This window comes from Microbacterium sp. IEGM 1404, assembly GCF_030056775.1.
GTDB lineage: Bacteria > Actinomycetota > Actinomycetes > Actinomycetales > Microbacteriaceae > Microbacterium.
This window is the reverse complement of sequence record NZ_JASHKP010000002.1, coordinates 212,675-237,575: the sequence shown is the minus strand read 5'-3', so window position 1 is coordinate 237,575 and position 24,901 is coordinate 212,675. Positions and strand designations below refer to the sequence as shown.

Here is a 24,901-nt window from a genome sequence, read left to right as displayed (position 1 = left end):
GCGCGCCTCGTCCTCAGGCGGGCTGCACCCGCAGGGCCGCCCACATCTCGGCACGCGTCGCGAACGACGAGAGGTCCCGGTCGAGCAGTCGCTCGGCCAGGGCCAGGCGTGTGCGGACGGTGTGCCGGTGGACGCCGAGGGCCTGCGCCGTGATCTCGTGCGAGCAGTCGTGGTCGAGCCAGGCGCGCAGGGTCTCGACGAGTCGCGACCCCTCTGCGGCGTCGTGCGCGGTCAGCGGTGCCAGCTCGGCGGCGGCCAGGCTCGGCGCATCGGGTCCGAGGGCGGACAGCACCCCGGATGCCGCCACCTCGCGGAACGTGGTGACGGCGTCGCGCCCGCGATCGCGTGCCACCCGTGCCTGTTCGACCGCCGCGGCGAAGCGGTCGTAGCCGGTGGGGTCGGACACGCCGATCCGCGCCCCGAACCGGTCGGCGGCCTCGTCGATCGCGTGTCGCTCGTCGGCGGGGACGACGATGACGACGCCGTCGTCCGCGCGGCCGAAGAACACCGCACCGCGACGCTCGTCCGCGCGCAGCTCCAGGAGTTCGGCCAGCCCGCTGTTGCGGGCGGCGGTCGCGTCGGTGAGCGCGACGACGATGGGCGCGGCCGGCAGTGGTCCCCACGCGTCGCGCGCGATGCGACGGGCCAAGGTCGGATCGTCGGTGAGCAGCGACTGCACGAGGCCCGCGCGGAGAGCCCCGCGGGCGCGGCCGAGGCCCTGGTGCTGCTCGAAGGCGAGCCCGGCCATCGCGATGACGGCGGTGACGACACCGCGGCCCTCCTGGTCGAGCTCTCCGGCCGCGATCGCGATGAGACCGCGGAGGTGCCCCCCGCGCCCGAGGGTCTGCAGGGTGAACGGGCGCCCCTGGATGCGCAGGGAGGATGCCGCGCGGGCGCCGCGCCGGAGCACCGCGGCGACCTCGCCGTTCAGAGCGGCCGACGTGTCGGCATCCAGATCTCCGCCGGGATGCTCGCGCATGAGCTCACCGGCCGCGTCGTACAGACCGACCCACGTGCCGAGCTGCCGCGCCAGTTCGGCGAGGGTCGCGCCCAGTCCGTCGGGACGCAGCGCCGCCAGCGCGATCGACCGTTGCGCGGAGAGCGCCCACGTCCGTCTCGCGAACGCCTCCGCGGCGATGGCCTCCGCGTTGGCGCGCGCGACCGCGATGAACGGCGTGCGGTACGGCACCTCGAACAGCGGCAGCCCGGCCTCGCGGCACGCGGCGGCGAGCTCGGGAGGGATGCCGTCGCGCACGACCTCCGTGCCGAACCCCAGGCCCGCGACCCCTCTCGCCGTCAGGCGATGCACGTAGTCGGCGGCGGAGGCGGCATCCGGGCCCTGGAACTGGGTCCCCGTGGTCAACAGGACCTGTCCGTCGGAGAGGAACGGCGTCGGGTCGGCGAGGTCGCTGCTGTGCACCCACCGCACGGGACGCACGAGCGCCGCGGGCTCGCCGTTCTCCAGGCGGAGGTGCAGGTCGGGGCGGCGCAGCAGTGCGCCGAGGGTGGAGGTGTCGGTGGCGTCCATGGGGCTCCCGCGGGATCCGCTGTACGAGTTGTACAGCGGGGTATCCAGAATGTACAGCACGGTGGGTGTCGGGTCGTGGCACCCTTCCCTACGCTCGCGACATGACCGCACCGCACACCGTCACCGCACCCCCCGTCGGCGGACCCTCCCTCCCGCAGGAGCGCCGCCTGGTCACCAGCATCCCGGGCCCCCGCTCGCAGGAGCTCCTCGACCGCAAGGCCGCCGCCGTCTCCGCCGGTGTCGGTCACACGGCCCCCATCCACGCCGTCGCCGCCGGTGGGGGAGTGATCGTCGACGCCGACGGCAACTCGCTCATCGACCTCGGCTCCGGCATCGCCGTGACCAGCGTCGGCAACTCCCACCCGGCGATCGTCGCCGCCGTGCAGGAGCAGGTCGCCGCCTTCACCCACACGTGCTTCATGGTGTCGCCCTACGACTCGTACGTGTCGGTGGCCGAGGCCCTGAACCGCCTCACCCCCGGCGACCACGCGAAGAAGAGCGCGCTGTTCAACTCCGGCGCGGAAGCGGTCGAGAACGCGATCAAGATCGCCCGCAAGCACACCGGGCGTCAGGCCGTCGTCGCCTTCGACCACGCCTACCACGGCCGCACCAACCTCACGATGGCGCTGACGGCGAAGAACATGCCGTACAAGAGCGGCTTCGGCCCATTCGCCGCCGAGGTGTACCGCGCCCCGCTGTCGTACCCCTACCGTGACGGTCTGTCGGGTGCCGAGGCGGCCGCGAAGGCCATCTCGCTCATCGAGAAGCAGGTCGGCGCCGAGAACCTCGCCGCCGTCATCATCGAGCCGATCCAGGGCGAGGGCGGCTTCATCGTCCCCGCCGAAGGCTTCCTCCCCGCTCTCGTGGACTGGTGCCGCGCGAACGGCGTGGTCTTCATCGCCGACGAGGTGCAGTCCGGCTTCGCCCGTACGGGTGCGATGTTCGCCTCCGACCTCTTCGGGATCGTCCCCGACCTGGTGACCACCGCGAAGGGCATCGCCGGCGGTCTTCCGCTGGCCGCCGTGACCGGTCGCGCCGAGATGATGGATGCCACGCACACCGGTGGACTCGGTGGCACCTACGGCGGCAACCCCATCGCGTGCGCTGCGGCGCTCGCCGCGATCGACGCATTCGAGAACGACGGCCTCGTCGAGCGGGCCCGCGAGATCGGCGAGATCCTGATCTCGCGCCTCACGGCGCTGCAGCAGAGCGACCCGCGCATCGGCGACGTCCGTGGACACGGTGCGATGATCGCGGCCGAGTTCGTCGACCCCGCCACCGGCGCCCCCGACGCGGCCCTCACCTCGGCCGTGGCGAAGGCCGCGATCGCCGAGGGCGTGATCGTGCTCACGTGCGGCACGTACGGCAACGTCATCCGGTTCCTCCCGCCCCTGTCCATCGGCGACGACCTGCTCAACGAGGGTCTCGACGTCGTGGCCGGAGCGCTCGCGCGCCACTGAGCATCACAACCCGAGGGGGTGGCATACGACCCGAACGAGCCACCCCCTCGTTCGCACCATCCCGGGTCACGGAGCAGAGAGAGAAGATTTCATGGACGAGATCACGCGTGACGTCGTCGTCATCGGTGCGGGGGCCGCAGGCCTGACCGCCGCGAACGATCTGCGCAAGGCCGGACTGTCGGTCGTCGTGCTCGAAGCGCGCGACCGCGTCGGCGGGCGCCTCTGGACCGACGTCGTCGAGGGAGCCATGCTCGAGCTCGGCGGCCAGTGGGTCTCGCCCGACCAGCAGGCGCTCATCGACACCGTGGCCGACCTCGGCCTGTCGACCTACAGCCGCTACCGCGAGGGCGACAGCGTCTACGTCGGACCGGACGGTGTCGCGAAGCGCTTCACCGGGGAGATGTTCCCGGTCGCGCCCGAGACCGAGCGGGCCATCGACGAGATCACGGCGCGACTGGATGCCATGGTCGCCGAGATCGACCCCGACAAGCCGTGGGAGCACCCGAACGCCGCCGAGTGGGACACGATCTCGTGGGACGCGTGGCTGCGCGCGCAGACCGACGACGACGAGGCCGTGCGAAACCTCGCCTTCGCCACGGGCTCCGCGATGCTCACCAAGCCGACGCACACGTTCTCGCTCCTGCAGTCGCTGCTCATGGCGGCCTCCGCCGGCTCCTACTCGCACCTCGTCGACGCCGACTTCATCCTCGACAAGCGCGTGGTCGGCGGCCTGCAGCAGGTTCCGGAGCTCCTCGCCGAGCGTCTGGGCGACGACGTGCTCCTGAACCAGCCGGTGCGCCGCATCGTCTGGGGTCCGGAATCCGCCGCCGCGGACCGCCCCGCGGATGCGGTGACCGGACGCCGCGTCGACGACCTGCGCGCGCTGACCGCCCGCGTCGAGGCCGCGAAGTCCTCGACGGGGGTCACCGTGACCACCGACGACGTGACCGTGCGCGCCCGCTTCGCGATCCTCGCGCTCGCCCCCGTGCTGTACCCCCGCATCTCGTTCGACCCGCCGCTGCCGCGCCTCCAGCACCAGATGCACCAGCACATCTCGATGGGCTTCGTCATCAAGGTGCACGCCGTCTACGACCGCCCGTTCTGGCGCGAGCAGGGTCTGTCGGGCACCGCGTTCAGCCCGTACGAGCTCTCGCACGAGGCGTACGACAACACCAACCACGGCGACGAGCGGGGCACGCTGGTCGGGTTCGTCTCGGACCAGAACGCCGACGACCTCTTCCGCGTGAGCGCCGAGGAGCGCAAGGAGCGCGTCCTCGAATCGCTCTCGCACTACTACGGCCCCGAGGCGAAGAACCCCGTCGTCTACTACGAGAGCGACTGGGGCAGCGAGGAGTGGACGCGCGGCGCCTACGCCGCGAGCTTCGACCTCGGCGGTCTGCAGCGCTACGGCGCCGACCTGCGCGAGCCCGTCGGCCCCATCCACCTCGCGTGCAGCGACATGGCGGGTGCCGGCTACCAGCACGTCGACGGCGCGATCCGCCAGGGTCACCGGGCCGCCGACGAGATCCTCGAACGGGCCCGCGGATGACCGCCCCGGTGGTCGTGGGGTACACCGCGACCGACACCGGCGCCGACGCGCTCGCGCTCGGCATCCGGTTGGCCCGGGCGATCGGGGCGTCGCTCGAGGTCGCGCTCGTCCTGCCCGACGACGCGCGCAGCGTGATCACGCCCCCGGATGCCGCGTACGCGCGGCTCGTGGCCGAGCAGGCCGAGCGCTGGCTCGGCGAGGCGGCCGCCACGATCCGGGATGCCGTGCCCCACCGCGAGCACGTCCGGCACGCCGATTCCTTCGCCGAAGGCCTGGTGGGCTTCGCCGACGAGATCGGAGCCGGCTACATCGTGGTCGGCGCGGCCAACGGGGGCCTCCGCGGGCGGCACCGGCTCGGGACGGTCGCGTCCGAGCTGCTGCACTCGTCCGACGTGCCCGTGGTGCTGGCGCCCGAGGGCTCGCGGCGCGTCGACCCCGCGATCGGCATCAGCCGGGTCACGGCCGCGATCGGCAGCCGCCCCGGCGCCGACGTGCTGCGCGAGGAGAGCATCGCGCTCTCGGCTGCGGCATCCGTGCCCCTGCGCCTGCTGTCGCTCGTGACCGTCGACCTGCCGCCCGGACTCGAGACCGGAGCGATCCGCATCGCCGGTGCCCGGCACGCCGAAGAGGTGCTGTCGCAGGCCCGGGTCGAGCTGCCCACCGACGTCGCCGCCGAGGTGGTGGTCGCCGACGGCGACAGCATCGAGGAGGCCGTGCGCGACCTCCCCTGGGATCCCGCCGAGCTCGTCATGGTCGGCAGCAGCCGCCTCGCGCAGCCCCGCCGCCTGTTCCTCGGCTCGACCGCGGCGAAGATGCTGCACGAACTCCCCGTCCCCCTCGTCGTCGTGCCACGCAGTCGTGCCGACGTCTCCGCTTCGGAAGGACCGCGGCCATGACCGCTCCCGCACCCGCCACCGGCAGCGACGCCGGCGGCCTGTCGAAGAAGGGTCTGAGCGCCGGCACGATCGGCCTGCTCGGCGCCGTCGTCATCGGCATCTCCTGCATCGCCCCCGCCTACACCTTCACCGCCGCGATCGGCCCCACCGTCGGGGCCGTGGGCGTGCAGGTCCCGGCGATCATCCTCGTCGGATTCATCCCGATGCTGCTGGTCGCCTTCGGCTACCGCGAGCTCAACAACCGCATGCCCGACTCGGGCACCTCGTTCACCTGGGCCGCCCGGGCCTTCGGGCCGTGGATCGGCTGGATGGCCGGCTGGGGACTCATCGCCGCGACCGTCATCGTCCTGTCCAACCTCGCCGGCATCGCCGTCGACTTCCTGTTCCTGCTCATCTCGCAGCTCACGGGTCAACCGGGCATCGCCGACCTGGCATCCAATCTGCCGGTCAACATCGTCGTCTGCCTGCTGTTCGTGCTCGGGGCCACCGTGGTGTCGTACCGCGACATGCAGACGACGCAGAAGCTGCAGTACGTGCTCGTCGGGTTCCAGGTGATCGTGCTCGTCGCCTTCGCCGCGGTCGCCGTCGCGCACGTCCTCGGAGGGGATGCCTACGACCCGACGCCGTTCGACTGGTCGTGGTTCAACCCGTTCGCGGTGTCGTCGTTCAGCGCCTTCGCCGCGGGCGTCTCGCTGTCGATCTTCATCTTCTGGGGGTGGGACGTCACCCTCACGATGAACGAGGAGACCAAGGACCCCGAGAAGACACCGGGGCGCGCCGCGACCATCACGGTCGTCACGATCGTCTCCCTGTACCTGCTGCTGGCGGTGTCGATGATCATGTTCGCCGGCATCGGCGACGGCGAGTTCGGCCTCGGCAACGCCGACATCCAGGACAACGCCTTCTTCGCGCTCGCCGGACCCATCCTGGGACCCTTCGCCGCGTTCGTCTCGCTCGCGGTGCTCACCAGCTCGGCATCCTCGCTGCAGTCCACGTTCGTCGGCCCCGCCCGCACCCTGCTCGCCATGGGGCACTACGGCGCGCTGCCGCCGAAGTTCGCCGCGGTCAGCCCGCGCTTCTTCACCCCGGGCTACGCCACGATCGTGTCGGCGATCGTCGCCGCCGGTTTCTACGCCGTGATGCGGGTGGTGAGCGTCAACGTCCTGTCGGACACGATCCTGACCCTCGGCATCATGATCTGCTTCTACTACGGGCTGACGGCCTTCGCGTGCGTCTGGTACTTCCGCAAGCAGTGGTTCGACTCGGTGCGCAACGTCTTCTTCACCCTGCTGTTCCCGCTCGTGGGCGGCGTCATCCTCGCCGTGATCTTCGTCACGACGCTGATCGACAGCATGAACCCCGAGTACGGCAGCGGCTCGGAGGTCGGCGGCGTCGGTCTGGTGTTCGTCCTCGGCGTGACCATCATCGTGATCGGCGCGGTCATCATGGTGGTGCAGTACTTCCGCCGGCCGGCGTTCTTCCGCGGTGAGACGCTCTCGATCGACGCCCCCGCCAGCGCCCGTCGGGGCCGCCGCCTCGCCCGATGACCTCGACCACCACCACGACCACGAATACGGGAGCCCACATGAGTGACTACGCCGTCGTCAACCCCGCCACGGGGGAGACCCTCGCCGAATACGACACCCTGTCCGACGCGGGCGTCGAGGCCGCCCTCGCCGCCGCTCACGACGGCTACCGCGCGTGGTCGCGGACGGCGCCGGCCCAGCGCGCCGAGGCGCTCCGCCGCGTCGCCGAGCTCCACCGGGAGCGGCGCGACGACCTCGCCGCGATCATCGTGCGCGAGATGGGCAAGCCCCTGGAGGCCGCGCTCGGCGAGGTCGACTTCGCCGCCGACATCACCGAGTACTACGCCGACAACATCGACAAGATCACCGGCGACAGCCCGATCGACATCCTCGGCGAGGGCACCGCGGTCATCCGCCGCTCGGCGCTCGGCCCGCTGCTGGGCATCATGCCCTGGAACTTCCCCTACTACCAGGTCGCCCGGTTCGCCGCGCCGAACCTCGCGGTGGGCAACAGCATCCTGCTCAAGCACGCGCCCCAGTGCCCCGAGTCCGCCGAGGCGCTGCAGCTCATCTACCGCGATGCGGGGCTGCCGGAGGGCGCCTACGTGAACATCCGCGTCACGAACGACCAGGCCGCCACGATCATCGCCGACCCGCGAGTGCAGGGCGTGTCGGTGACCGGTTCCGAGCGCGCCGGAGCCGCGGTCGCCGAGATCGCCGGCCGCAACCTCAAGAAGGTCGCCCTCGAACTGGGTGGATCCGACCCGTTCATCCTGCTCTCCACCGACGACCTCGACGCCGCCGTCCAGGCCGCCGTCGACGCGCGCCTGGACAACAACGGCCAGTCCTGCAACGGGGCGAAGCGCTTCATCGTGGTCGACGACCTCTACGACGCCTTCCTGGCGAAGTTCAGCGCGGCCCTCGGGGAGGCGAAGGTCGGCGACCCGTTCGCCGAGGACACCGTTCTCGGACCCCTGTCGTCGCTGGCCGCCGCCGAGCGCCTCGACGAGCAGGTGCAGCGCGCCGTGTCCCAGGGCGCGACGCTGGAGGTCGGCGGCACGCGCGACGGCGCGTTCTACCCGGGCACGGTGCTCACGGGCGTCACGAGCGACATGGACGCCTACGGCGAGGAGTTCTTCGGCCCCGTGGCGACCGTCTACCGCGTCTCCGGCGAGGACGAGGCCGTCGCCATCGCCAACGACACCGGATTCGGTCTCGGCTCGTACGTCTTCACCACGGATGCCGCTCAGGCCGAGCGCATCGCCGAGCGGATCGAGGCCGGAATGGTCTACGTGAACCTCGTGCTCGCCGACTCGCCCGAGCTGCCGTTCGGCGGCGTGAAGCGCAGCGGCACCGCCCGCGAGATGGGCCTCCTCGCGGCGGACGAGTTCGTCAACAAGAAGCTCATCCGCACGGCCTGAGTCGTGTCCGTCCCCCGGCGCGGTTCGCCACGCCGGGGGACATGGCATAGACTGGGACGTGCAGGAGAAATCTGCATTCTTTCGCCGTGCCTAGCGCACAGGCGGCATCCCTCCCCGAGAGATTCCTGGCGAAAGCATGTCGGTTTCGCATCCCGGGCCCCGCGAGGGGTCTTAGGGCGGTAGCTCAATTGGCAGAGCAGCGGTCTCCAAAACCGCAGGTTGCAGGTTCGATTCCTGTCCGCCCTGCGCACAGCACACGCTGGCAACGAGAAGCGACCTAGGTGGTTCGATGACGCAGGACGAGGCGAAGGGCGAGATCGTCGCAGACCGCGGCGCGCCCCGTGAGAAGAAGCTCAACTTCTTCGCGCGGATCGCTCTTTTCATCCGTCAGGTCATTGCGGAACTGCGCAAGGTCGTCACGCCGACGCGGCAGGAACTCGTCAAGTTCACGGCCGTCGTCCTCGGGTTCGTCGTCGTCATGATGGCTCTCGTGTACGGCCTCGACGTGCTGTTCGTGTGGCTGACCAGTGCCGTATTCGGCATCCCCGGCGCCGCCGGCGCCTGACCGGCGCTTCGGCGGACGCGCGGCCCCACGAGCGGCCGCCCCAGAACGGAAGAGATCACCAGTGTCTGAAAGATATGTCGACGACGCCGATTGGGCGCCCACGGCCGAGCAGTCCAGCGAGGACGACGAGGCGCAGGAGGGCGACATCCTGGCATCCCAGGAGCACGCCTCCGACGCGGCCGAGCACAGCGCCATCCACATCGTCGACGACGAGAACGACGATGACGACGAGCTCGACGACATCGACATCACCGACCCGGAGGCCGACGCCATCGTGAACGACGCTCTCGAGATCGACGAGGCCAGCGAGGCCGAGGCCGCCGCCGAGGTGCTCAACGACTCGCTCGAAGAAGAAGCCGCCGAAGAGGCCGCCGAGGCCGCCGACGAGGTCACCCCCTACGACGGTCCCGACATCAACGGCGAGCCCGACGCGCCCGTTCTCGACGAGGACTTCGTCGACGAGGTCGCCGGTGCCGCGAGTGTCGTCGACGAGGTCGAGGCGTCCGTGTCTCCCGCCGACGCCGCCGAGGCCCCGGTCGACGAGGACGCCGCCGACGACGAAGACCTCGACCCCTACGAGGTGTTCCGCGCCGAGCTGCGTTCGCTGCCGGGCAAGTGGTACGTCATCCACTCGTACGCGGGCTTCGAGCGCAAGGTGAAGGCCAACATCGAGCAGCGCAAGTCGACGCTCGAGGTCGAGGACGACATCTACCAGGTCGAGGTCCCGATGGAGGACGTCGTCGAGATCAAGAACGGCCAGCGCAAGATGGTCACGCGCGTGCGCATCCCGGGCTACGTGCTCGTGCGCATGGATCTCAACGAAGACACCTGGTCGGTCGTCCGCCACACCCCCGGCGTCACCGGCTTCGTGGGCAACGCCCACAACCCCACGCCGCTGCGTTTCGACGAGGCGTTCAACATGCTGAAGAGCCTCGTCGAGGTGAAGGAGTCCGCTCCGGCCAAGGGCGGCGCCGCCAAGGGTGCTCCCGTGGCGCAGCGCGTCATCCCCGCCGAGGTCGACTTCGAGACCGGCGAGACCATCACGATCAAGGAAGGCTCGTTCGCGGGTCTGCCCGGCACGATCAGCGAGATCAAGCCCGAGAGCGGCAAGCTCACGGTGCTGGTGTCGCTCTTCGAGCGCGAGACCCCGGTCGAGCTGTCGTTCGACCAGGTCACCAAGATGCTCTGACGCCCCGCGCGTTCGCGAACGCCCCGCCCGGCCTGTGCCGCGCGGGGCGTTCCGCGTTTCGCGCGGCCGCTGCCGCATCCGCCGCCCTCGTTGCGCCTGGCACCCCACGCATAAACACGATCGACGCCTATAAACACGCTGCCCCCGTGTTTATGGGCGTCGATCGTGTTTATGCATGTCAGGTCGAGCGCGCGTTGCGCCCCACCGAGGACAAGGCGGCGGTCTCGGGGCGGCGCTCGGGGCGCAGGCCCGCAGCGGTGAGCGCGTTGCGGAGCCCCGCCACTCCGAGTGCTCCCGCGTAGTCCCACCGAGCGATGCGCCACCCCTGCCGCCGAAGCGCGTCTTCGCGATACTTCTCCGCGCGGACCGCTGCGGCTGCAGCGGCGGGGTCGTCGGCGCCGTACTTGAGCCAGCCGTCCGACTCGCCGAGGATCTTCCGCTCCGGCCAGCAGAAGTCCGACCGGAAGATACGCCCCTCGACCCGGTGGTTGCGCTGGAGCTCGGGGGTGGGGAACCCGCACCATTCGATGACGGCTCGGCTGATGGACTCGCCAGGAGACTCTGCCAGAGGGGTGGCATGCGACAGCACCCATCGCAGACGTCGTCGCCCGAACTCGTTTCGTTGTGTCGCGGCGCGATCGAGCAGAAGCTCCCCGTCGAGGGAGAAAGCGCGCAGCGCGGCGTCCGCCACAGCAAGGCCCAACGCGGGCGGCAACACGCGTGCGAGGTCGATCGCCACGTCCTCGACGGCGGAGATGCGGATGCCGGCGACCTCGTGCTGCGATCGCCTGTCGGCGCTCGTGTGCACCGTGACATCGCCGTATCTCGCCGACCGAGAACGGCGCGCGTCGAAGATGTGAATCGTGCGGGGATGCCCGAAGACGGGAAGCCCGAGGAGTGACGCCGCGGCTTCGTGCGAGAAGACGGCATCGGGTCGCGCCAGCGCGAAGGCGTGGACGCGAACGAGGTAGCGCTCCCAGGGCGGTAGCGCTTCCCACTCCGCGCGAATGACGTACACGCCGGCCCGGACTCGCCACAGCGACTCGTCACGCCAGGGCGGCGGACCCGACCGCGGCGTATCCGACACGAGGAGCAGGGGAGTCGGCGACGCGCGCAGCGAGCGGGGGACGGCATCCATCCGGCGAGACTGCCAGGTCGGCCGCCGGCGGGACTTCGGGGCTGTGGGTAACTTCCTGCCCTCCCTCGCATAAACGCTTCTCGCGCGTAGAAACACGCTCCGTGCGTGTTTATGAGCGCGAACCGTGTTTATGCGTGACCCGCCTCAGCCGGACGCCGGGCGCGAGCGCGGCCGGTGGGGGAGCGGGGATGCCGGGACATCGCGTATGATGGGGAGGTTGCTCGTGCGTCTGCGCGAGCGCGACCGCTGTCCGGAACGGCCGGACGTGCGGGAGAGAGGATGCCGCGAGGCATCCGCTCGAGAGAGGAAAAGGATATGGCACCCAAGAAAAAGGTGACCGGCCTGATCAAGCTCCAGATCAAGGCGGGCGCGGCCAACCCCGCGCCGCCGATCGGTCCGGCGCTCGGCCAGCACGGCGTCAACATCATGGAGTTCTGCAAGGCGTACAACGCGGCGACCGAGGCCCAGCGCGGCAACGTCATCCCCGTCGAGATCACCGTCTACGAGGACCGCAGCTTCACGTTCATCCTGAAGACGCCCCCCGCCGCGGAGCTCATCAAGAAGGCCGCCGGTCTCGCCAAGGGCTCGTCGACGCCCCACACGGTCAAGGTGGGCAAGCTCACCAAGGACCAGGTTCGCGAGATCGCTACGACCAAGCAGCCCGACCTGAACGCGAACGACATCGAGGCTGCGGCCAAGATCATCGCCGGCACCGCCCGTTCCATGGGCATCACGGTCGAGGACTGAGGGAGATAATCATGGCTACCAAGTCCAAGGCATACCGGGCCGCCGCCGAGAAGGTCGCGCCCGACACGTTCTACACCCCGACCGAGGCCGTTGCCCTCGCGAAGGAGACCGGCTCGAAGAAGTTCGACTCGACCGTCGAGGTCGCGCTGAAGCTCTCGGTCGACCCCCGCAAGGCCGACCAGATGGTCCGCGGCACGGTCATCCTGCCCCACGGCACGGGTAAGACCGCTCGCGTCATCGTCTTCGCCAACGGTCCCGCGGCCGAGGCGGCCCTCGCCGCCGGTGCCGACGAGGTCGGCGGCGCCGAGCTCATCGAGAAGGTCGCCGGCGGTTACACCGCGTTCGACGCGGCCGTCGCCACGCCCGAGCTCATGGGCCAGGTCGGTCGCCTCGGTAAGGTCCTCGGACCCCGCGGCCTCATGCCGAACCCCAAGACCGGCACCGTGACCCCCAACCCGGCCAAGGCCGTCGAGGAGATCAAGGGCGGAAAGATCGAGTTCCGCGTCGACAAGCACGCCAACATCCACTTCGTCGTGGGCAAGGCGTCGTTCTCGACCGAGCAGCTCGACGAGAACCTGAAGGCCGCGCTCGAGGAGATCGTCCGCCTCAAGCCGTCCAGCTCCAAGGGCCGCTACATCCAGAAGGGCGCCGTGTCGACCACCTTCGGTCCCGGCATCCCGCTCGACGTCAACGCCATCGTCTGACGCACCACGCCGAAAGCCCCGTCGCGCCTCGTGCCGGCGGGGCTTTCGCGTGCCGGGCTGGCACCGCGCGCTGCACGAACGTGCAACACGGCGTCATCCGGGAAGGATGCCCCGTCGATCCGTGTTGGGCTGGGGGTGCGCCCCGGGCACTTCCCTCCGGAGTGCCCCCGCACACCCCCCCCGAACTCACCCGCACCACAGCAAGGAACAGCTATGCCCCGTCGTCGTCTTCCCGTCCTCGCCGCCGCCCTCGGCGCCCTCGCGCTCGCGCTGACCGCGTGCAGCGGCGGCTCCACGTCCGGTTCGGCCGAGCAGGGCGATGACTTCGGTCTCGTCTCCGGCGGCACCCTCACCGTCGCCACCGAGGGCACCTACCGTCCGTTCTCGTACCACGACGAGTCCGGCACGCTGACCGGCTTCGACGTCGAGATCGCGCAGGCGGTCGCCGACAAGCTGGGGCTGAAGGTCCGCTTCCAGGAGACCCAGTGGGATGCCATCTTCGCGGGCCTGGACGCGGGTCGCTTCGACGTCATCGCCAACCAGGTCTCGATCAACGCCGAGCGCGAGCAGAAGTACCTGTTCAGCTCGCCCTACACCGTGTCGCGCGGGGTCGTGGTCACCACGGAGGACGACTCCTCGATCTCGAGCTTCGCCGACCTGGCCGGCAAGACCACCGCTCAGTCGCTGACCAGCAACTGGTACGAGCTGGCGACCGAGAGCGGCGCGCAGGTCGAGGCCGTCGAGGGGTGGGCGCAGGCCGTCGCTCTGCTGCAGCAGGGTCGCGTCGACGCCACGATCAACGACCAGCTGACCTACCTCGACTACGAGAAGACGAACAGCCCCACGGGTCTGAAGATCGCCGCGGAGACCGAGGACACCTCGGAGAGCGCGTTCGCGACGACGAAGGACAAGCAGGCCCTGACGGATGCCATCGATACGGCGCTCGAGGAGCTGCGCGCCGACGGCACCCTGGCCGAGATCAGCCAGAAGTACTTCGGCGCCGACGTCACCAAGTAAAGCCCCGGCGCACGCCCGCGCCTCCCGCCTAGCGTGGGAGGGCGGGCGTGCCGCGTTCGCGACTGGAAGGAGGCCGAGTGAACGACATCTGGACCCTGCTGCTCGATTCGTTCTGGCCCATGGTGCTGGCGGGGTTGCGGGGGACGATCCCGCTGTCGCTGGCGTCGTTCGCCATCGGACTCGTCATCGCCCTGGCGATGGCGTTGCTGCGGCTGTCCCGCAACGTCGTGCTGCGCGGTGTCGCGCGGTTCTACATCTCGGTCATCCGCGGAACCCCGCTGCTGGTGCAGCTGTTCGTGATCTTCTATGGGCTGCCGGCGGTGGGGATCGTCATCGACCCGTTCCCGGCCGCGGTCATCGCGTTCTCGCTCAATGTCGGCGGGTACGCCGCCGAGGTCATCCGCGCCGCGATCCTGTCGGTCCCGCGCGGCCAGTGGGAGGCGGCTCACGTGGTGGGTCTCTCGCCACGCAAGACCCTGACGCGCATCATCCTGCCGCAGGCCGCCCGGGTGTCGGTGCCGCCGCTGTCGAACACGTTCATCTCGCTCGTGAAGGACAGCTCGCTGGCATCCCTCATCCTGGTCACGGAGTTGTTCCGGCAGGCTCAGAACATCGCCGCGTTCTCCTACGAGTTCATGGCGATCTACCTGGAAGCCGCCCTGATCTACTGGTTGTTCTGCCTCGTGCTCTCCGCGGGGCAGGGAGTGCTCGAGAGGAGGCTCGACCGCCATGTCGCACGGTGACGACGCTCTGACCCCGCTGTTGCAGGTCCGGGGTCTCGTGAAGAACTTCGGCGCGAACCGCGTGCTCGACGGGGTCGACCTGGAGGTCCGCCGCGGCGAGGTGCTCGTTCTGATCGGACCGTCGGGTTCGGGCAAGACCACGGTCCTGCGGTGCCTCAACGCCCTCGAGACACCGGAGGCGGGTGTCGTGGACTTCGACGGCGGCCCGTCCATCGACTTCGCCGGGAAGGTGGGGAAGTCCGACCGCGCGGCGATGCGCGACCGCTCGGCGATGGTCTTCCAGCATCACAACCTGTTCCCGCACCTGACGGTGCTGCAGAACGTCATCGAGGGTCCGGTGCAGGCGCACGGGGTGCCCAAGGCCGAGGCCGTCGCCCGCGCCGAGGCGCTGCTGGACCGCGTGGGGCTCACCGAGAAGCGCGACGCCTACCCGTCGGAGCTCTCCGGCGGGCAGCAGCAGCGCGTGGGGATCGTGCGCGCGCTCGCGCTGCAGCCCGATCTGCTGCTCTTCGACGAACCGACCAGCGCCCTCGACCCCGAACTGGTGGGCGAGGTGCTGAAGGTGCTACGCGGCCTCGCCGACGAGGGGTGGACGATGGTCATCGTGACGCACGAACTCGGTTTCGCGCGCGAGGTCGCCGACGAGGTGCTCTTCTTCGACGAAGGGGTCATCGTGGAACGCGGCGCCCCCGCGGCGCTGTTCACGGCGCCGAAGAAGGAGCGGACCCGCCGGTTCCTCGATCGCCTCCTGCGCCCCCTGGACTGACCGTGTCACGGCTGACGGAGCTGTTCGGGATCGACGTCCCGATCGTCCTCGGGCCCTTCGGGGGTCTGTCGTCCGTCGAGCTGACCGCCGCGGTGAGCGCCGGCGGCGGTCTCGGATCGTTCGGTCTCTACGGGTACGCGCCCGAGCGCATCCACGACACGATCAGCCGCCTGCGCGCGGCCACGGACCGGCCGATCGCCGTCAACCTGTGGTGGCCGCGCGGCGACGAGGTGGGACCCTCCGACGTCGATCTCGACCCGGTCCTGGATGCCACGGCCCCGCTGTTCGAGGCCGCCGGGGCCGCGCGTCCGGAACTCCCCGCCGCGTTCCTCCCGGCCCTCGCCGACCAGCTGGACGCCGTGTTCGTCGCCCGGCCCGACGTTGTGAGCGTGGTGTTCGGAGCCCCGGATGCCGCGACCGTGGCGCGCGCCCGGGAGCACGGCATCCGTCTGGTCGGCACCGCCACCTCGGTCGCCGAGGCGGTCGCGCTCGACGACGCGGGGGTGGACGCCGTGGTCGCCACCGGCATGGAGGCGGCGGGCCACCGCGTGTCGTTCCTGCGCGATCCCGCGGAGTCCCTCGTGGGGACGTTCGCGCTCGTGCCGCAGGTCGTCGACGCCGTGTCCGTGCCCGTGATCGCCGCCGGCGGTGTCGCCGACCGCCGCGGGGTGGCGGCCGCCCTCGCCCTGGGCGCGGAGGGCGTGCAGGTCGGCACCGCATTCCTGCGCACGCGGCAGTCCGCGGCGACGGTGGCCCATCGCGCGGCGATCGCGGCCGCCCAGGACACCGACACCGTGCTGACGCGGGCCATGAGCGGGCGGCTGGCGCGCGGCATCCCGAACCGAGCCGTCCGCGAGATCGAGGCGGCCGACGCGATCGCGCCGTTCCCCGCCCAGAACTGGCTCACGGGTGTCTTCCGTGCCGCGGCCGCGGCGGCGGGGGAGGGCGAACTGCTGTCGCTGTGGGCGGGCCAGGCGGCGGGTCTCGCGCGGCTCGACGACGCCGCCGGCGTCCTGTCCGAACTGCGCGCGGGGCTGCCCGACGCCCTCGGCTAGACGGAGTCGCGGATCTCGAAGCCGGAGCCGTCGGCGGCGTCCGGGACCTCGGTCACCTCGACCCGCTCGACGCGCGCCAGCGGGGGACCGTGCTGAGCCCACGCGACGAGCGACTCCACGGCGGTCGCTGTTCCGGCGACGTACGCCTCGACCGCGCCATCCCGGCGATTGCGCACCCAGCCGGTCGCCCCGACGCGCTCGGCCTCGGCGCGCAGGGCCCACCGGAACCCGACGCCCTGCACGTGACCGCGGACGGTGATCTCGACGGCTGCCATGCCTCCATTGTGTCCTCAGCCGGTGAACACGGGGAGGACGAGCGAGAACGCCAGCGCCCACATCACGAGCGCGATGACGCCGTCGAGCACCCGCCACGCCGTGGGGGAGTCCAGCCAGCGTCCGAGGAAGCGCGCGCCGAAGCCGAGCGCCGTGAACCACACCACGCTCGCGGCTGCGGCCCCCACTCCGAAGACGCCGCGCTCCGCGCCGTGCGTGGCGGCGACGGATCCGAGGAGGAACACCGTGTCGAGGTAGACGTGCGGGTTCAGCCAGGTCAACGCGAGGCAGGTGAGCACGGCGGCGGTCCGCGTCGTGGTGGTCGTGCGCGTGCGGACCGCGGCCGAGGTCGACGTCTCCGGTTCGACGTGAAGGACCGCGCCGGAGGGGCGCAGCGCCCTTCGTGCGGCGACGATCCCGTAGCCGACGAGGAACAGTGCGCCCGCCCAGCGCACGACGCCCAGGAGCCACGGCACCGCGGTGACGACCGCGCCGACGCCCGAGACGCCCAGCGCGATGAGGACGGCGTCGGACACCGCGCATACGGCCACCACGGCGAGGACGTGCTCGCGGCGCACGCCCTGGCGCAGCACGAAGAGGTTCTGCGCGCCGATGGCGACGATGAGCGACAGGCCGAGCCCGAAACCGGCGGCGAGGGAGGAGAGCACGATCCGACGGTAGGGCCGCGGAGAGGTCAAGTACAGTTCATGATTCTGACGAACCATTAGCATCGCTTCATGCCCATCCCGCTCGACCTTGCCCGCACGCTCGCGACCGTCGTGGAAGAGGGAACCCTGGATGCCGCCGCCCGCCGCCTTCACCTGACCCCGTCGGCCGTCAGCCAGCGTCTCAGAGCACTCGAGGATCAGCTGGGTCGAGTCGTCCTGGTCCGCTCGAAGCCGGTGCGCGCGACGGCGGCGGGGGACGCGGTGATCCGGCTGGCGCGCCAGCTCGCACTTCTCGAGCACGATGCGCTGACGGCGATCGGGGCGGACGGCGGGTCCGTGGCATCCCTGCCTCTGGCGGTGAACGCCGATTCGCTCGCGACGTGGTTCCTGCCGCCGCTCCAGCGCGTCGCGGAGCGACGCTCCGTCGTGTTCGACCTGCACCGCGACGATCAGGACTTCACGGCCGGGCTCCTCGAGTCGGGCGCGGTCATGGCGGCGGTCACCTCGCGCGAGACGCCTGTGACCGGGTGTCGCGTGCGAAGCCTGGGCGTCCTGCGCTACGAAGCCGTCGCGTCGGCCGGATTCGCCGCGCGCTGGTTCCCCGAGGGCGTCGACGTCGCCGGCCTCGCCGCGGCACCGGTCGTCGACTTCGACCGGCGGGACGACCTGCAGACGCAGTGGCTCGCGGCGCGGGGTGTGCCCGTGGCGGAGCCGCCGCGGCACCGGGTGCCCGCCTCGCAGGACTTCGCGACAGCGGTGTCGCTCGGTCTCGGGTGGGGGCTGCTGCCCGGATTCCAATCGGCCGACGGACTCGCGAAGGGGACGCTCGTGCGCCTCGGCGGCGACCCGGTCGACGTGCCGCTGTTCTGGCAGCAGTGGAACCTCACCTCGCCGCTCCTCGACGAGGTCGCCGACGAGGTCGTGGCCGAGGGGCGACGGGTGCTCGCGACCGACGGGATCAGTCGTCGCTGACGCGCAGCACGATCTTGCCGCGCGTGTGCCCCTTCTCGAGCTCGCGGTGGGCGTCGGCGGCATCCTCGAGATCGAAGACGCGGTCGACGAAGACGCGCACGGCCCCGGAATCCAGGAGGCGCGCGATCGTCGCCAGTGCACTCCCGTCGGGGATCACCTTGTATCCGGTCGAGCGGATGCCGCGCGCCGAGGCCGCTTCGCGGAAGCCGGTCCACGCGCCCGTCGGGACCTCGATGAGCAATCCCCCCGGACGCAGGACCTCGAGGGAGCGCGTCCCGGTGTCGTCGTGGACGTTGCCCACGAGGTCGACGACGACGTCGACGGCGGCGATGGCATCCTCGAAACGCACCGCGGTATGGTCCACGACCTCCGCCGCACCCAGCTCGCGGAGCCAGTCGAGGTTGCGGGGCGACCCGGTGGCGATGACGTGCGCGCCGAAGTAGGCGGCGAACTGCACCGCGAAGTGCCCCACCCCGCCGCTCCCGGCGTGGATGAGGATGCGCTGGTTCGCGTGCGCCAGCGCCGTCTCGACGACGAGGCCCCACGCCGTGAGGGCCGCGAGCGGCACGCCGGCGGCTTCGACGTGCGAGAGCGACGTGGGCTTGCGGGCGAGAGAGAGGGAGGGGACGACCGCATACTCGGCGTACGTCCCCGGGGTCCGCGGTGTCGGCGTCATCCCGAACACCTCGGTCCCCGGCGGGAACGGATGCCCCTCGTACGGAGCCTGGACCACGACGCCGCTGAAGTCGTAGCCCAGCGTCGCCGGCCACGACGTGATCGCACCGCACGCGCCGCGACCGGCGCGGGTCTTGGCGTCGATCGGGTTGATGCCGGCCGCGACGATGCGGACGAGCACCTCGCTGAGGATCGGGGTGGGGACGGGGACCGTCGCGGCGTGCAGGGCGTCGGGCTCGCCGGGGGCGTCCAGGACCGCGGCGCGCATGGTCTCGGGAAGTGTGGGACCGGGCGCCTCGACGCTGGCCTCGGGACGCGACGATCGGAATCTCATCGGGCGCTCCTCCTCGGGGGTCACGTCGACGGCGACTCCGCCTCGACTCCCTCAGTCAAGCGCGACATTGTCTCGGCGGTGTTACACCTCGGTCACCGTGTCGCGTCGCCTCGTCGGCGCCGCCGGCCGGAGGATCAGTTCCGCTCGGGGACCCCGCCCACGGCGAGGGCGTGCAACATCGTCGAGAGGTTCCCGATCTCGTCGACCGACCAGTCCGTGAGCGCCTCGTACAGGCGGCTCTCGTGCGGGGCGCGGGCATCGCGCAGACGGTCGTGACCGAGTTCGGTGACGGCGATGAGACGCGACCGCCGGTCGTTGGGGTCGGGCGTCCGGGTGACGAGCCCCATCTCTTCGAGCTCGCTGATCGACCGGCTCAGGAAGCCCTTGTCCGCGGCGAGTCGCTCGGCCAGAGCCGAGAGCGTCATCGGCCCGAAGCGGCTCACGACTGACAGCGTCTTGAACGTCGCCGGGAGCATTCCCGGGCTGACCCGTTCCGCCGCCTCGGCGACGTAGCGGCGGAACGTGGTCATCAACTCCGAGAACGACGATTCGAGCGCCTGCACGGCGGCGTGCCGCTCGGCGTCGTCTTCGTGGGTCACGTCACCCATCCTCCCCCATCGGGGCGCTCGAGCGGGTGCGGTGACGGCGTGTGGCATCCACCGTCTCCACCGTCCCCGTGGTCGACAGCGTCGCCATGCCCGCCGGGACGGACACGGTGGCGAGGTCTGCTTCGCTCGCCGAGACGCGCTCGGACGTCGTCATGCGCGTGAGCGGGCGGTTGGGCAGGAAGAGGATCGCCAGCAGGCTGACGACTGCCACCGGCACCGCGATGAGGAACGCGTGGGCGATGGACTGGGCGTAGACGTCCTCGACGATCACGCGGACCGTCTCGGGCAGGCTCGACACCTGGGGGATCGTGCCCGACTGCAGGGCCTCGGCGACCGGGGCGCCGGCCGAGCCGAGTCCCAGGATCGCGGCCTGCAGGTCGGCCGCGCGGTCGGTGAACAGCCCGGTCGCCGTGCTCGCGAGCACCGCGCCCATCACCGAGACGCCGATGGTGCCGCCGAGGCTGCGGAAGAACGTCACGCCGGAGCTGGCCGCGCCCATCCGCGCGGGGTCGGCGGTGTTCTGCACGATCAGGACCAGGTTCTGCATCGTCATGCCGACGCCCGCGCCGAGCAGGAACATGTACACCGACACCAGGGCGAAGTTGGTGTCGTAGTGGATCGTGGACAGCAGGTACGTGCCGGCGATCAGCAGCACGCCGCCGACGATGAGGAACGGCTTCCAGTGTCCGAAGCGCGTGATGAGGGCACCGACGATGACGGATGCCAGCAGGAGTCCCGCGATCATGGGGATGGTCATGACGCCGGCCTCGGTGGGCGTGGCGCCTCGGGCCATCTGCATGTACTGGCTGAGGAACACCGAGGTGCCGAACATGGCCAGACCCGTCGCGATCGAGGCGATCGTGGCGAGGGTGAAGGTGGCATCCCGGAAGAGCGTGAGCGGTACGAGCGGCTCGGACGAGCGCAGCTCCACCACGACGAAGAGGATCGCCGCGAGGACGGCTCCGCCGACCATGAGGACGGTCTCGGTGCTGGCCCAGTCGAACGAGCGGCCGGCGTTGGTCACCCAGATCAGCAGGAGCGATACGGCGGTCGAGAGCAGCACGATGCCGAGGTAGTCGATCTTGACCTTGCGCTTCGTGCGCTTCGGGAGGTGCAGGGTGCGCTGCTGGATGAGGAGCGCCGCCACCGCGAATGGAAGGGCGACGAAGAAGTTGAACCGCCAGCCGAAGGCATCCGTGATCACTCCGCCGAGGAGCGGGCCGCCGACCGTGGCGACGGCCATCACCGCGCCGAACAGGCCCATGTAGCGACCGCGCTCGCGCGGGCTGATGATGTCGGCCATGATCACCTGGCTGAGGGCGGCCAGGCCACCGGCGCCGAGACCCTGCACGGCGCGGAAGGCGATCAGCATGTCGGTGTTCTGCGAGAACCCGGCGGCGGCCGTCGCCAGCACGAAGATCGCGATCGCGACCTGGATCAGTACCTTGCGGTTGAACAGGTCGGCGAGCTTGCCCCAGATCGGCGTGGAGATGGCGGTCGTCAGCAGCGTCGCCGTGATCACCCACGTGTAGGCGTTCTGGTCGCCGGACAGGTCGTGGACGATGACCGGCAGCGAGGTCGAGACGACGGTGGATGCCAGCATCGACACGAACATGCCGAGCAGCAGTCCGATGAGGGCGGGGAGAACGCGCCGCGGCGCGGCGGTCTCGGGGAGGGAGGAGGTCATGCGGAGCTCTCCAGGGGAGGAAGAAGGATGCCGCGACGACGTCGGCGCGTTAGTTGACGAGGATCAACTATACGCGAAGTGTTTGATTCTGGTCAACTATCGCTCGAGAAGCGCGAGCGCGCGGTACCTCTCCGTCGGCTCCGGGCGAGGAGCGGGGACGCGTCCGGCTGTCGTGCGCCGGTAGAGCTCGTCGATGAGGGAGGTGGCGAGGCGGACGAGGGACGCGATCTCCTTCTCGTCGCGATCCACCCACTGGCAGCGGGGCTCGTCGCCGACCGGGACGAAACCGTCGTGCTGTTCCCACGCGACCAGCGTGCGCTCGGCGCCCAGGACGTGCTGCTGCCACCACACCTGCCGCAGGTACGTGCGGGGGATCGAGCGCCACGCCTTGATCGTCGTCTTGATCTCGGCGAGGACGATGCGTCCCTCCCCGTCGACGACCACGCCGTCGGGGGTAGCCAGATGCCGCCGCTCCACGACCGCGTGATACAGCGCCGAAGAGGGCTGGATGCCGTGCGTCGCGGCCACCCAGGCCGCGATCTCGGGCTCGCGGCGACGGCCGTGCGCCGTGTAGGCGTTGCCCGAGAAGTTCGAGCCCAGGAGCTTGGCATCCGCCGCCCGGGCGATCGCATTCGTGCTGGTGAGCGTCGCGACATCGGTCGCGGTGATGCCGCGCGAGCGCGCCCGGATCCACGCGACACGGTCGCGGGAATCGGCGACGATCCGCGACTCGAGGTCGGCGCTGCGGGAGGCGACGAGCTCGGGGGACATGCGTTCGAGACTAACCCGGTCGGGCGCCCGGGTCGTTCGGCGCGGCGGTGTGTCCTGCGGGTCGGTGGGGTGGGCGGCGGTCGCTGCTGCGCGCCGGGGGCGCCACTGGCCTCGCCGAGACACACGTTCGGGTCGAGCGCACATGTTCGAGTCGGCCGGAGCGTGTGCGCTCGGCAGCGCCGTGTGCTTTCGGCGCTCGGGCTGGCGGACTCTCCACAGGGGGGCAGTCCGGGGGGAGACTCCACAGGGACGGGGTTCATGTGATCGCGGGGCGCGCCTTCCGAGGCACGCTGACCGGATGCCAAACGACATCAGCCTCGCGCAGGCACGCGATCTGTTGCATTCACGCGCCGAGCTTCTCGATCGCGACGTTCGCGCCCGGCGGCTCCGAAGGGACGCTGACGGAGAGTGGGTGCGGGTGCACCGCGGCACATATGCGGCTCGGGAGTCCCTGATCGACCTTCGCCCGGCCTCCTTCCACCGGCTCGAAGCGCTCGCGGTCATCGCCCGCATGAGGGGCGGGGATGCCGTGCTCTCCCATCTGTCGGCGGCTGTCATCCACGGTCTCCCGCAGTACCGCTTCGGCCGCACTCCCGTGGAACTCACCGTGCCGGAGGGATCGCGCGCGCCCAGCCGAGGTCGCGTTCGCCGTCACCAGGACGAGCTGAACGACTCGGACGTCGTCGAGATCGACGGCATCCGCTGCACCTCACTGGAGCGTACGGTCTTCGACGTCGCCAGGACCCGCGGCATGGAAGTGGCGCTCTCCTGTGCTGATGCGGCCTTGCGGCGCGAAGCGGGACGCGGGCATGGGGTCGACTCCGCGACCCAGGACGCCTGGCGCGATCGGATGCGAGAACGCGCGGCGAGGGCCGCGGGCCGTCGAGGGGTGACGGGAGCCAGGTGGCTGATCGAATTCGCCGACGGACGGGCGGAATCGCCGGGGGAGAGCGTCAGCCGGCTCCAGTTGTTCCGCCTGGGATTCCGTGACCTGGACCTCCAGGTGCCCGTCGCCGGCCCAGCGGGGCACGATTACTTCGTCGACATCGCGTTGCGGGACTGTTGCACGTTCTGGGAGTTCGACGGCGAGGCGAAGTACCGCGACCCCGCGCTGCGAGGAGACGCGACCATCGAGCGGGTACTGCTCGACGAGAAGCGCCGCGAGGATTGGATCCGCGGCACGACGCAATGGCGTTTGTGCCGCGGCGGGTTCCGTGACATCGCAAGCCCCGAGGACCTCGGCGCACGCCTCGCCGCCTTCGGCGTGACCCCGCGGTCGTGAGGGCGCTGGTCGCGAGCGCACACGATCGAGCCGAGCGCGTACGTTCGGGGCCGCTGGAGCGTATGCGTTCGGCCGGATCGTGTGCTCTCGGAAGCGCGGGCGGCCGCCGCGCCCGGCGCGGACGCCGGGGCCGCGAGGATTTGGCGCACAGCGTCGGGGCTTGGTACAGTGGGGGCAAGCCAAAGACCGCCGGTCATCGTCGTGCGTGCACGAAGATCGAAGCGTCTGCCGAAAGGCAGAGGACCTGCGCAGGTATACGTAACTCTTCCCGATCGGGATTCCGAGCTCCGTGCGCCTGCGCCGGAGCTCTTCTTTTTTGCCGTCGCCCGGTGTCTTGGCCGGCGCCCCGCTTCCGCGGAGCGCCTCGTACACACAAGGAGTGGCCATGGCGCAGAAGGACGCATCGGTCGCCGAGCTCACGAAGCACTTCGAGAACTCGACTGCCGTTCTGCTGACCGAGTACCGCGGTCTGACGGTTGCCCAGCTCAAGCAGCTGCGCAACGACATCCGTCAGGACGCGGAGTACGCCGTGGTGAAGAACACGCTGACCAAGATCGCCGCCGCCAACGCGGGGGTCTCGGGACTGGACGACGAGCTCAAGGGCCCGTCTGCCATCGCGTTCGTGCACGGCGACCCCGTCGCCGTCGCGAAGAGCCTGCGTGCCTTCGCCAAGGCTAACCCTCAGCTCGTGGTGAAGGGCGGCTACTTCGATGGCGCCCCGCTGACCGCGGATGAGGTCAACAAGCTCGCCGATCTCGAAAGCCGTGAAGTCCTGCTGGCGAAGCTCGCCGGTGCGATGAAGGCGACGATGACCAAGGCGGCATACGTCTTCCAGGCGCTTCCGTCGAAGGCCGTTCGCACGGTCGACGCGCTGCGCGAGAAGCAGGACACCGCGGCCTGACCCGGCCCGGATGACAATCCCGATCAAGGAGAAACACAATGGCTAAGCTCAGCACCGAAGAGCTGCTCGACGCGTTCAAGGAGCTCACCCTCATCGAGCTCTCCGAGTTCGTGAAGGCTTTCGAGGAGACGTTCGACGTCACCGCCGCCGCCCCCGTGGCCGTGGCCGCTGCCGGCCCCGCCGGTGGCGCCCCCGCCGAAGAGGTCGAGGAGAAGGACTCGTTCGACGTCGTTCTCGAGGCCGCCGGCGACAAGAAGATCCAGGTCATCAAGGTCGTGCGCGAGCTCACCTCGCTCGGCCTCGGCGAGGCCAAGGCCGTCGTCGACGGTGCCCCCAAGGCCGTGCTCGAGGGCGCGAACAAGGAGACCGCCGAGAAGGCGAAGGCTGCCCTCGAGGAGGCCGGCGCTTCGGTGACCCTGAAGTAAT

The 24,901-nt window shown here is 70.5% G+C and carries 25 protein-coding genes and 1 tRNA gene; 18 read left to right on the top strand and 8 right to left on the bottom strand.

The annotated features are described in order from the left end of the window. Window positions 1-13: 13 nt before the first annotated feature. Window positions 14-1,588: a PucR family transcriptional regulator gene (locus QM517_RS06845; RefSeq protein ID WP_283286136.1), complete on the bottom strand. Its 1,575-nt coding sequence runs from the start codon at window positions 1,586-1,588 to the stop codon at window positions 14-16. A 41-nt stretch (window positions 1,589-1,629) separates the two neighbouring features. Here QM517_RS06845 and gabT point away from each other — a divergent pair, with 41 nt between their 5' ends. The 8 genes from gabT (at window position 1,630) to nusG (ending at window position 10,134) form a co-directional block, all read left to right on the top strand. Next, entirely contained in the window at window positions 1,630-2,988 is a 1,359-nt protein-coding gene (gene gabT, locus QM517_RS06840; protein WP_283286134.1) for a 4-aminobutyrate--2-oxoglutarate transaminase, read from the top strand. Between the two features lie 91 nt (window positions 2,989-3,079). Continuing rightward, window positions 3,080-4,537, top strand: a complete 1,458-nt coding sequence (locus QM517_RS06835) for a flavin monoamine oxidase family protein (RefSeq protein ID WP_283286133.1) — start codon at window positions 3,080-3,082, stop codon at window positions 4,535-4,537. Beyond that, window positions 4,534-5,433, top strand: coding sequence for a universal stress protein (locus QM517_RS06830; RefSeq protein ID WP_278102462.1), 900 nt, complete (start codon window positions 4,534-4,536; stop codon window positions 5,431-5,433). Before QM517_RS06835 ends, QM517_RS06830 begins: the two co-directional genes overlap by 4 nt. Further along, entirely contained in the window at window positions 5,430-6,980 is a 1,551-nt protein-coding gene (locus QM517_RS06825) for an APC family permease (RefSeq protein WP_283286130.1), read from the top strand. The genes QM517_RS06830 and QM517_RS06825 overlap by 4 nt, the downstream gene beginning before the upstream one ends. 38 nt (window positions 6,981-7,018) lie before the next feature. Beyond that, window positions 7,019-8,380, top strand: coding sequence for an NAD-dependent succinate-semialdehyde dehydrogenase (locus QM517_RS06820; RefSeq protein ID WP_283287297.1), 1,362 nt, complete (start codon window positions 7,019-7,021; stop codon window positions 8,378-8,380). 173 nt (window positions 8,381-8,553) lie between these two features. Further along, window positions 8,554-8,626: transfer RNA gene (locus QM517_RS06815), tRNA-Trp, on the top strand. A gap of 43 nt (window positions 8,627-8,669) precedes the next feature. Beyond that, window positions 8,670-8,945 (top strand): preprotein translocase subunit SecE, encoded by a 276-nt coding sequence (secE, locus tag QM517_RS06810; protein ID WP_077052305.1) that lies wholly within the window; start codon window positions 8,670-8,672, stop codon window positions 8,943-8,945. Between the two features lie 61 nt (window positions 8,946-9,006). Then, window positions 9,007-10,134: a transcription termination/antitermination protein NusG gene (gene nusG, locus QM517_RS06805; protein ID WP_283286128.1), complete on the top strand. Its 1,128-nt coding sequence runs from the start codon at window positions 9,007-9,009 to the stop codon at window positions 10,132-10,134. Window positions 10,135-10,312: 178 nt separating this feature from the next. Here the strand turns inward: nusG and QM517_RS06800 are convergent, their stop codons facing one another. Then, window positions 10,313-11,272 (bottom strand): type IV toxin-antitoxin system AbiEi family antitoxin domain-containing protein, encoded by a 960-nt coding sequence (locus QM517_RS06800; protein WP_283286126.1) that lies wholly within the window; start codon window positions 11,270-11,272, stop codon window positions 10,313-10,315. Between the two features lie 315 nt (window positions 11,273-11,587). Here QM517_RS06800 and rplK point away from each other — a divergent pair, with 315 nt between their 5' ends. The 6 genes from rplK to QM517_RS06770 all read left to right on the top strand — a co-directional run bounded on the left by rplK (window position 11,588) and on the right by QM517_RS06770 (window position 16,304). Next, window positions 11,588-12,019 carry a 50S ribosomal protein L11 gene (gene rplK, locus QM517_RS06795; protein WP_076494491.1) on the top strand — a complete coding sequence of 144 codons (432 nt, stop codon included), beginning with the start codon at window positions 11,588-11,590 and terminating at the stop codon, window positions 12,017-12,019. A gap of 11 nt (window positions 12,020-12,030) precedes the next feature. Next, window positions 12,031-12,723, top strand: a complete 693-nt coding sequence (gene rplA, locus QM517_RS06790; protein WP_077052302.1) for a 50S ribosomal protein L1 — start codon at window positions 12,031-12,033, stop codon at window positions 12,721-12,723. Window positions 12,724-12,936: 213 nt separating this feature from the next. Continuing rightward, window positions 12,937-13,740, top strand: a complete 804-nt coding sequence (locus QM517_RS06785) for an amino acid ABC transporter substrate-binding protein (protein WP_077052301.1) — start codon at window positions 12,937-12,939, stop codon at window positions 13,738-13,740. A gap of 119 nt (window positions 13,741-13,859) precedes the next feature. After that, on the top strand, window positions 13,860-14,483 hold the full coding sequence (locus QM517_RS06780; RefSeq protein WP_303655504.1) for an amino acid ABC transporter permease: 624 nt from the start codon (window positions 13,860-13,862) through the stop codon (window positions 14,481-14,483). Next, entirely contained in the window at window positions 14,470-15,249 is a 780-nt protein-coding gene (locus QM517_RS06775; protein ID WP_283286119.1) for an amino acid ABC transporter ATP-binding protein, read from the top strand. The genes QM517_RS06780 and QM517_RS06775 overlap by 14 nt, the downstream gene beginning before the upstream one ends. 2 nt (window positions 15,250-15,251) lie before the next feature. Continuing rightward, a complete protein-coding gene (locus QM517_RS06770) occupies window positions 15,252-16,304 on the top strand; it encodes an NAD(P)H-dependent flavin oxidoreductase (RefSeq protein ID WP_283286118.1) in 1,053 nt (350 codons plus the stop codon). Here the strand turns inward: QM517_RS06770 and QM517_RS06765 are convergent. Both QM517_RS06765 and QM517_RS06760 read right to left on the bottom strand, forming a co-directional pair. Beyond that, on the bottom strand, window positions 16,301-16,579 hold the full coding sequence (locus QM517_RS06765; RefSeq protein ID WP_283286117.1) for an acylphosphatase: 279 nt from the start codon (window positions 16,577-16,579) through the stop codon (window positions 16,301-16,303). The two genes, QM517_RS06770 and QM517_RS06765, sit on opposite strands and share 4 nt — an antisense overlap. A gap of 15 nt (window positions 16,580-16,594) precedes the next feature. Beyond that, a complete protein-coding gene (locus QM517_RS06760) occupies window positions 16,595-17,245 on the bottom strand; it encodes a LysE/ArgO family amino acid transporter (RefSeq protein ID WP_283286116.1) in 651 nt (216 codons plus the stop codon). Window positions 17,246-17,314: 69 nt separating this feature from the next. Here QM517_RS06760 and QM517_RS06755 point away from each other — a divergent pair, with 69 nt between their 5' ends. Continuing rightward, a complete protein-coding gene (locus QM517_RS06755) occupies window positions 17,315-18,217 on the top strand; it encodes a LysR family transcriptional regulator ArgP (protein WP_303655457.1) in 903 nt (300 codons plus the stop codon). Here the strand turns inward: QM517_RS06755 and QM517_RS06750 are convergent. The 4 genes from QM517_RS06750 to QM517_RS06735 all read right to left on the bottom strand — a co-directional run bounded on the left by QM517_RS06750 (window position 18,204) and on the right by QM517_RS06735 (window position 22,292). Beyond that, window positions 18,204-19,226: an NADP-dependent oxidoreductase gene (locus tag QM517_RS06750; RefSeq protein ID WP_077052295.1), complete on the bottom strand. Its 1,023-nt coding sequence runs from the start codon at window positions 19,224-19,226 to the stop codon at window positions 18,204-18,206. The two genes, QM517_RS06755 and QM517_RS06750, sit on opposite strands and share 14 nt — an antisense overlap. Window positions 19,227-19,360: 134 nt before the next feature. After that, window positions 19,361-19,825, bottom strand: a complete 465-nt coding sequence (locus tag QM517_RS06745; RefSeq protein WP_083735178.1) for a MarR family winged helix-turn-helix transcriptional regulator — start codon at window positions 19,823-19,825, stop codon at window positions 19,361-19,363. A 1-nt stretch (window position 19,826) separates the two neighbouring features. Then, a complete protein-coding gene (locus tag QM517_RS06740; RefSeq protein ID WP_283286111.1) occupies window positions 19,827-21,521 on the bottom strand; it encodes an MDR family MFS transporter in 1,695 nt (564 codons plus the stop codon). Between the two features lie 96 nt (window positions 21,522-21,617). Then, window positions 21,618-22,292 carry a YqaJ viral recombinase family protein gene (locus QM517_RS06735; protein WP_283286109.1) on the bottom strand — a complete coding sequence of 225 codons (675 nt, stop codon included), beginning with the start codon at window positions 22,290-22,292 and terminating at the stop codon, window positions 21,618-21,620. 595 nt (window positions 22,293-22,887) lie between these two features. Between QM517_RS06735 and QM517_RS06730 the strand changes: the two genes are divergently transcribed. From QM517_RS06730 to rplL, 3 genes are all read left to right on the top strand, one after another. Next, window positions 22,888-23,574, top strand: coding sequence for a hypothetical protein (locus tag QM517_RS06730; protein WP_283286107.1), 687 nt, complete (start codon window positions 22,888-22,890; stop codon window positions 23,572-23,574). A gap of 385 nt (window positions 23,575-23,959) precedes the next feature. Continuing rightward, a complete protein-coding gene (gene rplJ / locus QM517_RS06725) occupies window positions 23,960-24,475 on the top strand; it encodes a 50S ribosomal protein L10 (protein ID WP_022879998.1) in 516 nt (171 codons plus the stop codon). 38 nt (window positions 24,476-24,513) lie between these two features. Next, window positions 24,514-24,900, top strand: a complete 387-nt coding sequence (gene rplL / locus QM517_RS06720) for a 50S ribosomal protein L7/L12 (protein WP_076494519.1) — start codon at window positions 24,514-24,516, stop codon at window positions 24,898-24,900. Window position 24,901: the final 1 nt, after the last annotated feature.